Origin of the sequence: Cupriavidus sp. UGS-1 (assembly GCF_021213615.1) — a bacterium.
Taxonomy (GTDB): domain Bacteria; phylum Pseudomonadota; class Gammaproteobacteria; order Burkholderiales; family Burkholderiaceae; genus Cupriavidus.
Genome location: NZ_JAJQJF010000004.1, coordinates 375,954 through 389,263, shown reverse-complemented (window position 1 = coordinate 389,263; position 13,310 = coordinate 375,954). Strand labels below are relative to the sequence as shown.

Below are 13,310 nucleotides of genomic sequence, written 5' to 3'. Positions count from 1 at the left end.
CGGCATCTCACCAGCCCATTGCCCAGGAGACACGCCATGCCCTTCGTGAACTTGCCGGATGACGGCGACCGCTATGCCCTGATCGCCTTCGACGAGGATGGCGACGAACGAGCGGACGACCCGGATGGCGAAGCCGGCTGCCTGTCGTTGCGGCTGCTCGAGCGCTGGCGCGCCGCGCCGCCGACCGATGTCTTCCTGTGGTGCCATGGCTGGAAGGGCGACATGCCGGCTGCGCTGGACCAGTACGGCAGATGGATCGGCGCCTTCGCGCGGCAGCGTGCCGATCGAGAGGCGGCGCAGGCCCAGCGGCCGGAGCTGCGGATCGAACATGTCGGACTGCATTGGCCCAGCCAGCCCTGGGGCGACGAGGAGATGGCCGAGGGCGCGGGCGATGCCAGCTTCGCCGCAGCCGCGGCGGTGGGGCCGCAGGCGTTGATCGACGCTTACGCCGAACGTCTGGGCGATACGCCGCGGGTGCGCGCCGCGCTGGCCACGATCGTCGAAGTGGCACGCACCGAGCCCGATGCGATGCGCCTGCCCGTCGAGGCGCAGGCCGCCTACCGCGATCTCGATTGGGCGCTGGGGCTACGGTCCGAAGGCATCGGCGGCGACTTGTCGTCCGACCGTCTGCCGTTCGACCCGGAGCAGGCCTTCGATGACGCGCTGCAGGTCGATGCCGCATTCGGCGGCCCTTCGCTGTCCGGCATCCTCGCGCCGCTGCGCCAGCTGTCGTTCTGGACCATGAAAAAGCGTGGGCAGCGGATCGGCGAGACCGCGCTGCATCCGCTGCTGAACCGGCTGCTCGAGGCTGCGCCGGCGGTCCGGCTGCATCTGGTTGGCCACAGCTTCGGCTGCGTGGTGATGTCCTCCGCGCTGGCCGGGCCGGGCGGCGATGCGCCGTTGCGCCGGCCCGTGGCCAGTTGCGTGCTGATCCAGGGCGCGATGTCGATCTGGTCCTATTCGCCCGACATCCCGTTGCAGCCCGGCACGGCGGGCTACTGCCACGGGATCCTGACGCACGGCAAGGTCAGCGGGCCCATCGTCGTCACCCGGTCGCGCCACGACAGCGCGGTTGGCGTGCTGTACCCCTGGGCCGCCGGCGTCGCGAGCCAGCTGACCCTGGCGGAAACCTCGGCGTTGCCCAAGTACGGCGCGATCGGCGCGTTCGGTCTGCAGGGCATCGATGGGGCCGCAGACGCGTCGATGCTCGGCGTGGACGGCGTCTACCCATGGGGGGAAGGCGACGTGTTCAATCTCGATGCGAGCCAGTTCATCCGCAAGGGCCAGGGCATCTCCGGGGCGCACAGCGATATCGACGGCCCGGAGGTCGCGCACCTGATCTGGCAGGCCGCGATGGCCGCCATCGCCGCGAACGGGAACACGCCATGAACGCGCACGCCGCGGAACCGGACGAGGGCGAGGCGCCGCTGCCGCTTGGGGTCGACGCCGACACCGGTCTGCCGCTGCCGCCGATCGACGCTCGCGCCTTCGATGCGTTCGGTCGGCGCGAGACCGAGCGTCGCCGCTCCCCCGAAGCGGCCGCGGAGAAATCGCGTCAGTCCCGCACATTCGCGTTGATGGGCGATGTCTCGGCCAACGAACTGGATCAGGCCGGCTGGGGGCTGGTGTTCGCCAGCGGCACCGATCCGGCGCCGTGGCTGGACGCGCTGGCGCCTCTGGTGGGAAGACGGCGGGAACAGGCCGGCGCCCGCTTTCGCGTCTTCGCCGGCGAGCAGGGTTGCCAGCCGGGCGAAACGGCGAGCGCCTGGCTGACCCGGCATGGCGCCTCGCTGAACCTGGTCGATCCGGAACTGGGCGTGCCGTACTACCTCGCGCTGGTCGGCTCGCCGCAGCAGATTCCCTACGCGTTCCAATACACGCTGGACCTGTACTGGGCGGTCGGCCGCCTGGATTTCGCCGCGCCCGATGAGCTGCGCCACTATGCGGACAGCGTCGCGGCATGGGAAGCGGCGAACCATGCCAGGGCTACCCTACCGGGCAGCGTGTTGTTCGCGACCTGCCACGATTTCGACCGTGCTACCCGCCTGCTGACGCGCCAACTGGTCGGCCCGCTGGCCGAGACGCTGGGGCGGCGCCCCGACATGGCCTTCCATCCGGTGCTTGCCGAAGCCGCCACCAAGGCGGCGCTGCGCGAGATCCTGCGCGGCAAGCTGACGGACGGCGCACCGGCGCTGCTGTTCACCGGCACGCACGGCGTCAGCCTGCGCGCGGATGATCCGCGCCAGGCCGGTACGCAAGGCGCCATCGTCTGCCAGGACTGGCAGGGCTACGGGGCGATCGGGCCCGATCACTGGTTTGGCGCCGACGATCTGCCAGAGGACATCCATTGCCACGGCATGATCTACTTCTGTTTCGCCTGCTACGGTGCGGGGGTACCCGAGTTCGACGACTTCGTGCAGGCGCAGGCCCCAGTGCGCATTGCGCAGGCTTGCCGTACCGCACGGCTGCCGCAGCGGCTGCTGGCGCATCCGGACGGTGGCGCGCTGGCGGTGCTTGGGCATGTCGACCGCGCTTGGGCATACAGCTTCCAGAACACACGGGCCGCGCCGCAGACCCAGGGCTTTCGCGACGTGATCGGCAGCCTGATGCGCGGCGATCGTATCGGTCATGCGACCGACCGCTTCAATCTGCGCTGGGCCGCGCTCAGTACCGAGTTGGCGGACCTGCTGCGCGAACGTCAGGCAGGCGCCATGGTGCCGGAGCGCGAGCTCGCGCAGCGCTGGGTGATGCGCGACGATGCGCGCAACTACGTGGTCCTCGGCGATCCGGCGGTACGTATGCAGCGATGAATGCAGCGATGGATGCCGAGAGGAATGCCGAGAGGAATGCCGTCTCGAGCCGTCATCTCGGCAGCCGCCGGACTGTCCCGGCATCGATATAAAAAACATATCGTCCAAGCCATTCTTGGTATTGGACGCAAATCGCGGTTTCCTCGAAGATTCCACCATCCGGCGGGCTCGTTCCCGGCCGCACATCGACAAGTGGGAAGAGGAGACAAGCATGCCGACCAGCGCCGTCCGTCAGGACGTTTCATCGCAACCCGACGTCGCGGCGACGCCGCCGCTGCATCCGGTGCCCGATCAGCATGGCGTCAATCTATTTGCCAGCGATCCCGATCTGCGCGCGCTGCTGCCGCTGTATCTGCCGGCGGACCTGTACCAGCATCTGTTGCCGCATCTGGATCGCATGGGCGCGCTGGCCGGCGGCGTGCTCGATGCACTGGCCAATACCGCCGACCACCATCCGCCCACGCTGACGCACCGCACGCGCACCGGCATCGATGCGCAGCGCATCGACAAGCATCCTGCCTATGTCGAGCTCGAACGCGTGGCCTTTGCCGAGTTCGGGCTGGCGGCGGTATCGCATCGCGGCGGCGTGCTGGGCTGGCCGCAGGCGATGCCGGCGGCGGCCAAGTACGCGCTGACCTATCTGTTCGTGCAGGCGGAGTTCGGCCTGTGCTGCCCGCTGTCGATGACCGATTCGCTGACGCGCACGCTGCGCAAGTTCGGCGATCCTGCGCTGGTCGAGCGCTTCCTGCCGAACCTGACCACGCAGGTGTTCGAGGACCTGTACCAGGGCGCGATGTTCATGACCGAACAGGGCGCGGGCTCCGATGTGGCGGCCACCGCCACGCGCGCGATCCCCGATCCGCAGGCGCAGGGCGGCTGGCGCCTGACCGGCGACAAGTGGTTCTGCTCGAATCCCGATGCCGAGCTGGCGATGGTGCTGGCGCGTCCGGACGGTGCGCCGGACGGCATCAAGGGCGTGTCGCTGTTCCTGCTGCCGCGCCGGCTCGCCGATGGCAGCCCGAACCACTATCGGATCATCCGCTTGAAGGACAAGCTCGGCACGCGCTCGATGGCGAGCGGCGAGATCCGCCTCGAAGGCGCGCACGCATGGCTGGTCGGCGAGCCGGGACGCGGCTTCGTGCAGATGGCGGACATGATCAACAATTCGCGGCTGTCCAACGGCGTGCGCGCCGCCGGACTGATGCGCCGGGCGTTGTCAGAAGGACTGTTCATCGCGCGGGAGCGCCGTGCGTTCGGCAAGCGGCTGATCGACATGCCCCTGATGCGCCGCCAGTTACTGAAGCTGACGCTGCCGACCGAGCAGGCCCGCACGATGGTGTTCCAGACTGCCGAGGCGCTGCGCCGGGCCGATGCGGGCGAGACCGAGGCCTATCCGCTGATGCGCATCCTGACGCCGCTGATCAAGTTTCGCGCCTGCCGCGACGCGCGCAAGGTCACCGGCGATGCGATGGAGATCCGCGGGGGCTGTGGCTACATCGAGGAATGGAGCGACCCACGGCTGGTGCGCGACGCCCACCTGGGCTCGATCTGGGAGGGCACCAGCAATATCGTCGCGCTCGACGTGCTGCGGGCGATCCGGCGCGAGGGTGCACTGCCAGTGCTGCGGGCCCATCTACAGCAGCTGTTGGCGCAGACGCCGCTGCACGCCAATGCCCGTGTGGCGTTCGAAGGCGCGCTGGAACGAGCCTGCACGCTGGCGGCCGACGCCGCCCAGGCCGATGCCGCGGGCGATGTGCTCGCGCGCCAGGCCGCATCCGCGCTGTACCACGTGACCAGCGCGGTGGCGATGGCCTGGGAAGCGGGACGCATCGGCTCGGTGCGCCGCATGCGTCTGGCCCAGCTGGTGCTGATCCACCGTGTGCTGCCGCGCGACCCACTGGCGGGCGGCGCCGAACCCGATTGGCTGGCCGACACCGTGGCACCCCCGGCCGAAGGCGCGGTGCAGCCTGCCGGCGAGGTCGATCAGGTCGACCTGTTCTGAAGACACGCGGACCTACCCGCGGCGAGGCGCATGCCGTCGCGGCCGGTCCTGCGCAATGAGCAACGCGACAAGCCACGCAACAAGCAACCGAACAAGCAACCCCACAAGCGCCCGGGACGATGAATCCCGACGGCGCATGGCCCGACAAGGAGACATGAGATGACCCCCTGGCAACGCATCGCGGCGATCGCCGCCGTTTCCACGCTGACGCTGTGCGCCGGCATCGCGCCCGCCTTCGCGCAGAAGGACTATCCGTCCAAGCCGATCATGATGGTGGTGACCTACCCGCCGGGCGGTCCGACCGACGCGATGGCGCGCACGCTGGCGGCCTCGCTGAAGAACACGCTCGGCCAGCCGGTGGTGGTCGAGAACCGCGCCGGCGCCGGCGGCAATATCGGCGCGGAAGCCGTCGCGCGCGCCGAGCCCGACGGCTACACGCTGATGTTCGGCACGTCGGCGCCGCTGGCGATCAACGTCAGCCTCTATCGCAAGATCAACTACGACCCGATCCAGAGCTTCACGCCGGTGATCCAGATCGGCCATCTGCCGAATGTGCTGGTCGTCAATCCGTCGGTGCCGGCGAAGAACGTCCGCGAGCTGATCGCCTATGCCAAGGCCAATCCCGGCAAGCTGACCTATGCGTCGTCGGGCAACGGCGCCTCATCGCACCTGGCCGGCGTGCTGTTCAACAACCTGGCGGGCACCGATTTCCAGCACATTCCGTACAAGGGCACCGGTCCGGCGCTGAACGATCTGCTGGGCGGCCAGGTCAGCATGACCTTTACCGACGTGCTGACCGCGCTGCCCTTCATCAAGAGCGGCAAGCTGCGCGCGCTCGGCGTGACGACCAGCGAGCGCTCGCAGGCGCTGCCGGATGTGCCGACGGTTGCCGAGCAGGGCGTCGCCGGCTTCGACGTATCGGTGTTCTTCGGCGTGGTCGCACCGGCCGGCACGCCGAAAGAGGTCATCGGCAAGCTGAATTCGGCCTTTGCCGACGCACTGAAGCAGCCGGAGGTGCGCAAGACGCTGCAGGGACAGGGGCTCGAGTTCGCACCGTCGACCAAGCCCGAGCAACTGGGCGGCTTTATCAAGGCCGAGGTCGGCAAGTGGCGCGCGGTGGTGCAGAAGTCCGGTGCGCAGCTCGACTGACCGGAATCGACGACGATGCCGACGATGGCAACGAGCCAGGGAAATTCGATGACGCAAGCAAGCACCGGCGCGCTCGCCGGCATCCGGGTGGTCGACCTGTCGCGCATCCTGGGCGGCCCTTACTGCGGGCAGATCCTCGGCGACCACGGCGCCGATGTGCTGAAGATCGAGCCGCCGCAGGGCGACGACACGCGGACCTGGGGCCCGCCGTTCAAGGACGGCGTGGCTTCCTACTACTTTGGCCTGAATCGCAACAAGCGCGTGATGCGGCTCGATCTGGCGGCGCCGTCCGAGCGCGAGGTATTGCTCGCGCTGCTGGCCGACGCCGATGTGCTGATCGAGAACTTCAAGACGGGCACCATGGAGAAATGGGGCCTGGGCTACGAGGCGCTGTCGGTGCGCTTCCCGCGCCTGGTGCACTGCCGTGTGTCGGGCTTCGGCGCCGACGGTCCGCTGGGCGGCCTGCCGGGCTACGATGCCGCGATCCAGGCGATGGCAGGCATCATGAGCATCAACGGCGAGGCGGACGGCGAGGCACTGCGCGTCGGCTTGCCCGTGGTCGACATGGTGACCGGGCTGAACGCCGCGCTGGGCGTGCTGCTGGCGTTGCAGGAACGGGAGCGCAGCGGCCGCGGCCAATTCGTCGAGGCCGCGCTGTATGACTCGGGCCTGTCGCTGCTGCATCCGCACGCGGCCAACTGGTTCATGAGCGGCAAGGCGCCGCAGCGCACGGGCAATGCCCATCCAAACATCTATCCGTACGACACGGTCGCCACCGCCACCGATCCGATCTTCCTGGCGGTCGGCAACGACCGGCAGTTCCGCATCCTGTGCGAGCAGCTTGGCGTGCCCGCGCTGGCCGACGACGCGCGCTATGCGACGGCCGGGGCACGCTCGGTCAATCGGTCCGCGCTGAAGGCCGAGCTGGAGGCGCAGTTGAGCACGCGCGACGGCAAGGCGCTGGCGGATACGCTGGTGCAGGCCGGCGTGCCCTGCGCTCCGGTGTTGTCGGTGCCCGATGCCTTGCAGCATCCGCACACCGCGCATCGCGAGATGGTGGTCGAGATGGAAGGCGGCTACCGGGGTTTGGGCGCGCCTGTGAAGCTGTCGCGCACGCCGGCGACCTATCGTTTCGCGCCGCTGGCCGAGGGAGACGCCTTCCTACCGCGGGAGGGGGAGGGCTAGCCTGCTGTCCACTTTGGACATGGCGGATCTTGGGCTATGGTAACGAGACGCATTCCGAGCGTGAGGCAGCGCCAGCTGGCGCAGACCCGACCGCCGGTGCCGATCGATTCCCAAGGAGACCACCATGTCCTATGTCGACGGTTTTGTCATTGCCGTGCCCACCGCCAACCGCGAGGCCTACCGCGAAATGGCGCAAAAGGCCGCGCACGTGTTCAAGGAGTACGGCGCCCTCCGGGTGTTCGAATGCTGGGGCGACGATGTGCCCGAGGGCAAGGTCACGTCGTTCACGATGGCGGTGCAGCGCAAGGACGACGAGTCCGTGGTGTTCTCGTGGATCGAGTGGCCGTCGCGCGAGAAGCGGGACGAAGGAATGAAGGCTGCAATGGCCGATCCGCGGCTGGCGAACGACATGCAGAACATGCCGTTCGACGGTCAGCGGATGATCTATGGCGGGTTCGAGCCGATCGTCCAGGCCTGAGCGGACAGGCCGGACCGTTCCGCTGGCTTGCGCGCTGGCGCACAGTGCCGGAATTTTGGCCGGTAGCGAGGCGGACCGCGGCTAGAATCGCGGTTCGCGACGCCCTCGCGTCGTTGTCCCGCATACCGACCGCCACCCATGCCGACCAAGAAGCCCGACGCCAGCGCACGCGCGAACAGCGAGCAAGCCCTTCAACTCCTCGACGCGGCCACCGAACACGTGCTGACCCATGGCCTTGGCGACCTGTCGCTGCGCAGCGTGGCCGAGGCCCTGGGCACCAGCCACCGCATGCTGATCTACTACTTCGGCTCGGCGGACGGCTTCTGGCAGGCGCTGCTGCATCGCATCCGCCATGCCGAACAGCAGGCGAGACATCATGCGCTGGCCGAAGGCACGGATCCGAAGTCAGCGCTGGTTGCCGCCTGGCAACGATACTCGGCATCGAACTACCTGCCGATCATGCAGCTGGTGTTCGAGATCTACGGCCGTGCCATTCGCGACCGCGAACGCTTCAGCGGCTTTCTCGAGGATGTCATCGGCAGCTGGACCGGCATGCTGGCCGAACGCTTCGAACGCAGCCTCGGCATGAGCCGAAGCGAAGCGAAGCTTCTGGCCCGCGTCGAAGTGGCGACGATCCGCGGGCTGCTGCTCGATCTGGTCACCACCGGCGATCGCAAGGGCACCACCGCCGCGATCGAATATTTCGCCGAAATGATGACGCGGCCGCGCCAGCGATGATCCGCCGACTACCCTTGCTTTCCCTGCATTCCAGCCGCTGAGTTCGCGCCGTAATCCGCGCTGGAATCCGCGCTGGAATCCGCGCTGGAATCCGCGCGATTCTTCGCGCGATTGTTCGCGTATACCCTCGCTACACCGATCCATGTACCACATGGTACATTGCGACTCGATTCGGCCGACGGCTGCGGCGGCCGAACGACATCCCGAGCGGGACGAATCGACGAAACGGTGAGTGCAGGAATGAAACGGCGAACACTTTTGGGCTGGACTGCGGGCGCAGTGCTGGCCGCCACGCTGCCCGGTATCGCGCAGGCGGAAAACTATCCCTCGAGGCCGGTCCGGCTGGTGGTGCCCCAGGCCGGCGGAACGGGCAACGACGTGCTGGCGCGGGCGCTGGCGGAACGGCTGGGACATGCCTGGAAGCAGGCGGTGGTGGTGGAAAACAAGCCGGGCGCCAACGGCGCGCTGGCAATCAACTACGTGCTGTCGCAGCCCGCCGACGGCTACACGCTGTTCTTTGCCGGCGTGTCGAACCTGAGCTTCAACCCGCATCTGTATCCGAAGCTGCCGTACAACCCGTCGAAGGATCTGGTGGGCGTTGCCATGCTGGCGAACTCGCCGTTCGTCTTCGTCGCGGCGCCGTCGCTGAAGGTCAAGACCTTGCAGGAGTTCGTGCAGATGGCGAAGGCGCGTCCGGGCGAGATCAGCTTCGCGTCGGGCGGCGTCGGCAATTCCACGCATCTGGCAATGGAACTGGTCGCCGAAAAGGCGGGAATCAAGCTGCAGCACGTTCCGTTCAATGGGCCGGGCGGCGCCACCAGCCTGATGAACGGCCAGACGCCGGTGATGATGAACGTGGTGGCCGGCGTGCACGCAAACATCGTCGGGCAGAAGCTGGTGCCGCTCGCCGTCACCGGCGACAAGCGTCTCGCCGCGTTGCCCAACGTGCCGACCTTCAAGGAGCTGGGCTATGACGTCGCGGTGCCGGGCTGGTACGCCATCGTCGCCAAGACCGGCACGCCGGCGGCGCTGGTGCAAAAGATCAACGCCGACATCAATCAGGCACTGGACGACCCGCAATTGAAGGAGAAGCTGGCGTTCCAGTTCCTCGAACCGATCAAGGGACCCTCAACGGAGGTCGAGCGCTACATGAAGCGCGACTCTGAAGCCTGGGGCCCGGTCATCCGCAAACTCGGCATTTCTCTCTGATCACGACGCCATGCCTCATCTGACAAAAGCCGTCCACGAATATCGCCTCGCGTCGATGCGCAAGCTGATGGACCGACTGCGCGTCGATGCGCTCGTCTTCGGCACGCCCGACTTCTTTCAATTCGCGACCAACTTCCAGCTGGACGTATGGCCATGGGAGCGGCCGGTCTTCGTGGTCGTTGCGCGCAATGGCGATACCTTCGCGGTGATGAACGAGCTGTCGACGAACCATATGCGCTTTGCCACCGAAAAGGGGAAGGTGTGGTTGTCGGATATCACCTATTACGCCGAGCACCCGCGTGTCTCCAATCGCCTGCCGCTTGCGCCGCAGCTGCCCGAGGTCGTGGCGGCGCTGCTGGCGCAGAAGGGCCTGGGCATGTCCCGCATCGCAGTGGACGTCGCCCACCCCATCCTCACGGCGGCGCAGCGCTATCTGCCAGAGATGACGCTGCGGCCCGCGATGGGTGAGATGCGCAGCCTGCGGTGGGTCAAGCATGCCGAGGAACAGCAGGTCATGCGCGAACTCGGCGCGTTGACGGACTGGGTGCAGGACCGCTACCGCGAGAACATCCGCGCGGGCCGGCTGGTCCAGGAACTTGATCACGCGATGGCGGCCCTGATGGTCGAGGAAGCCGCGCGCCGCTTCCCCGGCGAGGACTTCGACATCCTGAAGTGCTGGACGCTGACCGGCCCCGCCTCCGCCTCCCCGCATGGCGACGGCGCGGCCTGCGGCGCGCGCATTTCGGCGGGCGACACCATCGTCAACCTGGTGCTGCCGCGTTTGAATGGACTATACGTCGAGAACGAACGGACCTGGTTCTGCGGCAAGCCGACGGACCAGCAGGCGCGCCTGTATTCCGTCGCGGCCGAAGCCACCGATGCCGCGGTCGAGGCGGCGGTGCTGGGCAAACGCGTCTGCGACATGGATGCCGCGGCATTGCAGGTGATCGAGCGGGCCGACTGCGCGCAATACGTCTTTCACCGGACCGGCCATGCCGTTGGCCTGATGCTGCATGAGTATCCGGAAGACATGGCGTTCAATACGCGGCCGTTGCTGGCAGGGGAGGTGTATTCCGCCGAGCCGGGTCTTTATGTCTATGGACTCGGCGGCTTCCGCCTCGACGACACGGTAATCGTGGGCGAGCGGCCGGAGGTCATCGTCAAGACGCCGAAGACGTTGGCTTACGCGACGGTGGCGTAGCGCAACGCGGCAGGATTGGCCATCCGCCGTCATGCGAATGGCCCGAGGCAACTATTTGCTGAGCAGGCGGTCGAGCTTGGCGTCCACTTGTTGGAGGCGCATATCGATTGCGCCGACTCGAACCTCGAGCGCGCCCAGCCGGGCTTCCACTGCGTCAAGTCTGGCGCCGAAGCGATCCAGCCTCTTGTCGACTGCATCGAGCCGGCCCGTCAGCCGCTTGTCCATTTCGATAAGCTGGGCCTGCAACGGTGCGGTGTTCTTGTCGACCTTGTCTTGCATGTTGGAGCTTTGGAAGCTCATCACCGAGATGACGAGCGCGATCCCACTGCCGACGGACGAGAACACGCCCCACGGGGGAATGATTACCCCCACCTGCTTGCGGATCAGTTGAAGCGCGTCGTGTCGGGACAGCGCGTCGTCGCGGCGTCGATGGGGCTTGGGGCGAGGGGGGGCGGCTTGCATCGCATCGTGATCGGTAACGTTCGGGTCCGGGGTGGTGACCATGGTCTTCGTCCATCGAGATAAGAAGGGCGGCATCGGTCGGCGAGGCGTGGGACAAGGATCAACGTCCTTGCCGCCACACCACTCGACTGATGCCGCACTATCCCACCTCAGGATTTGCCCGGCTTTCGCTTTTTTCCGACGTCCATCGAAGAGCGTGCACACGATCCCGACACATTCCCTTCGCTGGCGCGACGCCCCGCGCTCGCCTGGCGATCAACCCGGAATCATCCCCGTCAGCCAATACGCCTGCACCATCGTGATGATCCCGACGATCACCGCGAACAGCAGGCTGTGCTTGACCGTGAAGCGGAACAGCTCCGACTCGCGGCCGACCAGTCCGGTTGCCGCACAGGCCACCGCGATCGACTGCGGCGAGATCATCTTGCCGGTCACGCCGCCGGTGGTATTGGCGGCCACCAGCAGCGTGTCCGAGACGCCGATCTGATGCGCGGTCGTGCTCTGCAGCGAGCAGAACAGCGCGTTCGACGAGGTGTCGGAGCCGGTCAGGAAGACGCCCAGCCAGCCCAGGAACGGCGAGAAGAACGGGAAGGCCGCACCGGTGCCGGCCAGCAGCAGCGCCAGCGTCGACGACATGCCCGAGTAGTTGGCGACGAAGGCGAAGGCCAGTACCAGTCCGATCGACAAGATGGGCCGGCGCAGCTCGAGCAGCGTCTCGCCGAAGGTCGCCAGCAGCGTGCGCGGCGACATGCGCAGCAACACGGCGGAGATCAGGGCGGTAAGCAGGATCGCGGTGCCGACGGCGGACAGCAGGTCGATCTTCAGCACCGCGTCGTAGGCCTTGGGCTCGGCGACGATCGGCGCGGTCTTGACGACCAGCTTGTCGAGCCAGGGCACCGGGAACTTCAGCACAGTGCCGGCCAGCGCGCCCCCGGAGCCGAACAGCGCCTTGAACGGCTGCAGGCTCCAGACCGTGACGATGGCGGTCAGGATGCCGAACGGCGCCCAGGCGCGCACCGTCTGGGCAAGCGTGTACGGCGAAGCCTTGCGCGCGTTGCGCTCGTTGGCCGTGCCGATCGCGGGAAAACCGCCCATATCGCCGAAGCCGCCGAGCGCAGCGGCGCCACCGTGGCCGGCTCGCAACGATGCGCCGGCGGCACGCGCCACGCTGCGCGGTTGCCAGACCTTCAGGAAGGCCGACAGCGACACCAGGCTGACCAGGGCCGAGGTGATGTCGGGCAGTTCGGGACCGATATGGTTGGCGGTGAAGTACTGCGTCACGGCAAAGCTGCCGCCGGTGACCAGCGCGGCCGGCCAGGTCTCGCGCACACCCTTGACGCCGTCCATCATGAACACCAGCCAGAACGGTACCGCCAGCGACAGCAGCGGCAATTGCCTGCCGGCCATCGCGCCGATATGGAAGGGGTCGATGCCGGTGACCTGTCCGGCCACGATGATCGGGATGCCCATCGCGCCGAAGGCCACCGGCGCGGTATTGGCGATCAGGCACAGACCCGCGGCGTAGAGCGGATTGAAGCCCAGGCCGACCAGCAGGGCGGCGGTGATCGCCACCGGCGCGCCAAAACCGGCCGCGCCTTCGAGGAAGGCGCCGAAGGCAAAGCCGATCAGCAGCACCTGCAGACGCTGGTCGTCGGTGATCGCCAGCACCGAAGCGCGGATCACGTCGAACTGGCCGGTCTTGACGACGATCTTGTACAGGAACACCGCGGTGACGATGATCCAGGCGATCGGCCACAGGCCGTACAGGAAGCCGTAGCCCGCCGAGGCGAGCGCCTGCGGCACGGGCATGCCATAGCCTGCAATGGCCACGGCCAGCGCGAGCGCCAGCGTGATCGCGGCTGCCACATGGCCCTTCATGCGCAGCAGCGCCAGCGCGACGAAGAAGAACAGGATGGGAATGGCGGCCGCCAGCGAGGACAGCCACAGGCTGCCAAGCGGCGTATAGACCTGTTGCCAGGTTTGCATATCGGTCTCCTCCGAGGGATGCGAGTCTAGAAAGGGAAAATGGACTTGGCGAAGTGGCCGAGCACGTCTCGGTCACCATCGCGTCGTTCC

Annotated in this window: 11 protein-coding genes; 9 read left to right on the top strand and 2 right to left on the bottom strand. The window is 67.3% G+C overall.

All coding sequences use genetic code 11. The features are described from left to right. The first annotated feature begins 36 nt into the window (after positions 1–36). The 9 genes from LRR16_RS08345 to LRR16_RS08305 all read left to right on the top strand — a co-directional run bounded on the left by LRR16_RS08345 (position 37) and on the right by LRR16_RS08305 (position 10,772). Positions 37–1,389 carry a hypothetical protein gene (locus LRR16_RS08345; RefSeq protein ID WP_232205561.1) on the top strand — a complete coding sequence of 451 codons (1,353 nt, stop codon included), beginning with the start codon at positions 37–39 and terminating at the stop codon, positions 1,387–1,389. Beyond that, complete coding sequence (locus tag LRR16_RS08340; RefSeq protein ID WP_232205560.1) at positions 1,386–2,810, top strand: C25 family cysteine peptidase; 1,425 nt, start codon at positions 1,386–1,388, stop codon at positions 2,808–2,810. The genes LRR16_RS08345 and LRR16_RS08340 overlap by 4 nt, the downstream gene beginning before the upstream one ends. Positions 2,811–3,021: 211 nt before the next feature. Next, positions 3,022–4,812 carry an acyl-CoA dehydrogenase family protein gene (locus LRR16_RS08335; protein ID WP_232205555.1) on the top strand — a complete coding sequence of 597 codons (1,791 nt, stop codon included), beginning with the start codon at positions 3,022–3,024 and terminating at the stop codon, positions 4,810–4,812. Positions 4,813–4,971: 159 nt separating this feature from the next. Then, entirely contained in the window at positions 4,972–5,961 is a 990-nt protein-coding gene (locus LRR16_RS08330) for a tripartite tricarboxylate transporter substrate binding protein (protein WP_232205549.1), read from the top strand. A 48-nt stretch (positions 5,962–6,009) separates the two neighbouring features. Further along, on the top strand, positions 6,010–7,146 hold the full coding sequence (locus LRR16_RS08325; RefSeq protein ID WP_232205548.1) for a CaiB/BaiF CoA-transferase family protein: 1,137 nt from the start codon (positions 6,010–6,012) through the stop codon (positions 7,144–7,146). A 124-nt stretch (positions 7,147–7,270) separates the two neighbouring features. Continuing rightward, a complete protein-coding gene (locus LRR16_RS08320; RefSeq protein WP_006576123.1) occupies positions 7,271–7,624 on the top strand; it encodes a DUF1428 domain-containing protein in 354 nt (117 codons plus the stop codon). 138 nt (positions 7,625–7,762) lie between these two features. After that, positions 7,763–8,362 carry a TetR/AcrR family transcriptional regulator gene (locus tag LRR16_RS08315; RefSeq protein WP_006576122.1) on the top strand — a complete coding sequence of 200 codons (600 nt, stop codon included), beginning with the start codon at positions 7,763–7,765 and terminating at the stop codon, positions 8,360–8,362. A gap of 240 nt (positions 8,363–8,602) precedes the next feature. Further along, on the top strand, positions 8,603–9,571 hold the full coding sequence (locus LRR16_RS08310; protein WP_232205547.1) for a tripartite tricarboxylate transporter substrate binding protein: 969 nt from the start codon (positions 8,603–8,605) through the stop codon (positions 9,569–9,571). A 10-nt stretch (positions 9,572–9,581) separates the two neighbouring features. Then, positions 9,582–10,772, top strand: coding sequence for a Xaa-Pro peptidase family protein (locus tag LRR16_RS08305; protein WP_232205545.1), 1,191 nt, complete (start codon positions 9,582–9,584; stop codon positions 10,770–10,772). Positions 10,773–10,823: 51 nt separating this feature from the next. Here LRR16_RS08305 and LRR16_RS08300 read toward each other — a convergent pair whose 3' ends face one another. Next, positions 10,824–11,276: a hypothetical protein gene (locus LRR16_RS08300; RefSeq protein WP_232205543.1), complete on the bottom strand. Its 453-nt coding sequence runs from the start codon at positions 11,274–11,276 to the stop codon at positions 10,824–10,826. 213 nt (positions 11,277–11,489) lie between these two features. Then, complete coding sequence (locus LRR16_RS08295) at positions 11,490–13,220, bottom strand: lactate permease LctP family transporter (RefSeq protein ID WP_232205542.1); 1,731 nt, start codon at positions 13,218–13,220, stop codon at positions 11,490–11,492. Positions 13,221–13,310 lie beyond the last annotated feature (90 nt).

Coding starts and splice junctions, on each gene's coding strand:
- LRR16_RS08305 (WP_232205545.1), top strand. CDS start 9,582: ATGCCTCATCTGACAAAAGCCGTCCACGAATATCGCCTCGCGTCGATG.
- LRR16_RS08315 (WP_006576122.1), top strand. CDS start 7,763: ATGCCGACCAAGAAGCCCGACGCCAGCGCACGCGCGAACAGCGAGCAA.
- LRR16_RS08295 (WP_232205542.1), bottom strand. CDS start 13,220: ATGCAAACCTGGCAACAGGTCTATACGCCGCTTGGCAGCCTGTGGCTG.
- LRR16_RS08335 (WP_232205555.1), top strand. CDS start 3,022: ATGCCGACCAGCGCCGTCCGTCAGGACGTTTCATCGCAACCCGACGTC.
- LRR16_RS08345 (WP_232205561.1), top strand. CDS start 37: ATGCCCTTCGTGAACTTGCCGGATGACGGCGACCGCTATGCCCTGATC.
- LRR16_RS08330 (WP_232205549.1), top strand. CDS start 4,972: ATGACCCCCTGGCAACGCATCGCGGCGATCGCCGCCGTTTCCACGCTG.
- LRR16_RS08320 (WP_006576123.1), top strand. CDS start 7,271: ATGTCCTATGTCGACGGTTTTGTCATTGCCGTGCCCACCGCCAACCGC.
- LRR16_RS08340 (WP_232205560.1), top strand. CDS start 1,386: ATGAACGCGCACGCCGCGGAACCGGACGAGGGCGAGGCGCCGCTGCCG.
- LRR16_RS08300 (WP_232205543.1), bottom strand. CDS start 11,276: ATGGTCACCACCCCGGACCCGAACGTTACCGATCACGATGCGATGCAA.
- LRR16_RS08310 (WP_232205547.1), top strand. CDS start 8,603: ATGAAACGGCGAACACTTTTGGGCTGGACTGCGGGCGCAGTGCTGGCC.
- LRR16_RS08325 (WP_232205548.1), top strand. CDS start 6,010: ATGACGCAAGCAAGCACCGGCGCGCTCGCCGGCATCCGGGTGGTCGAC.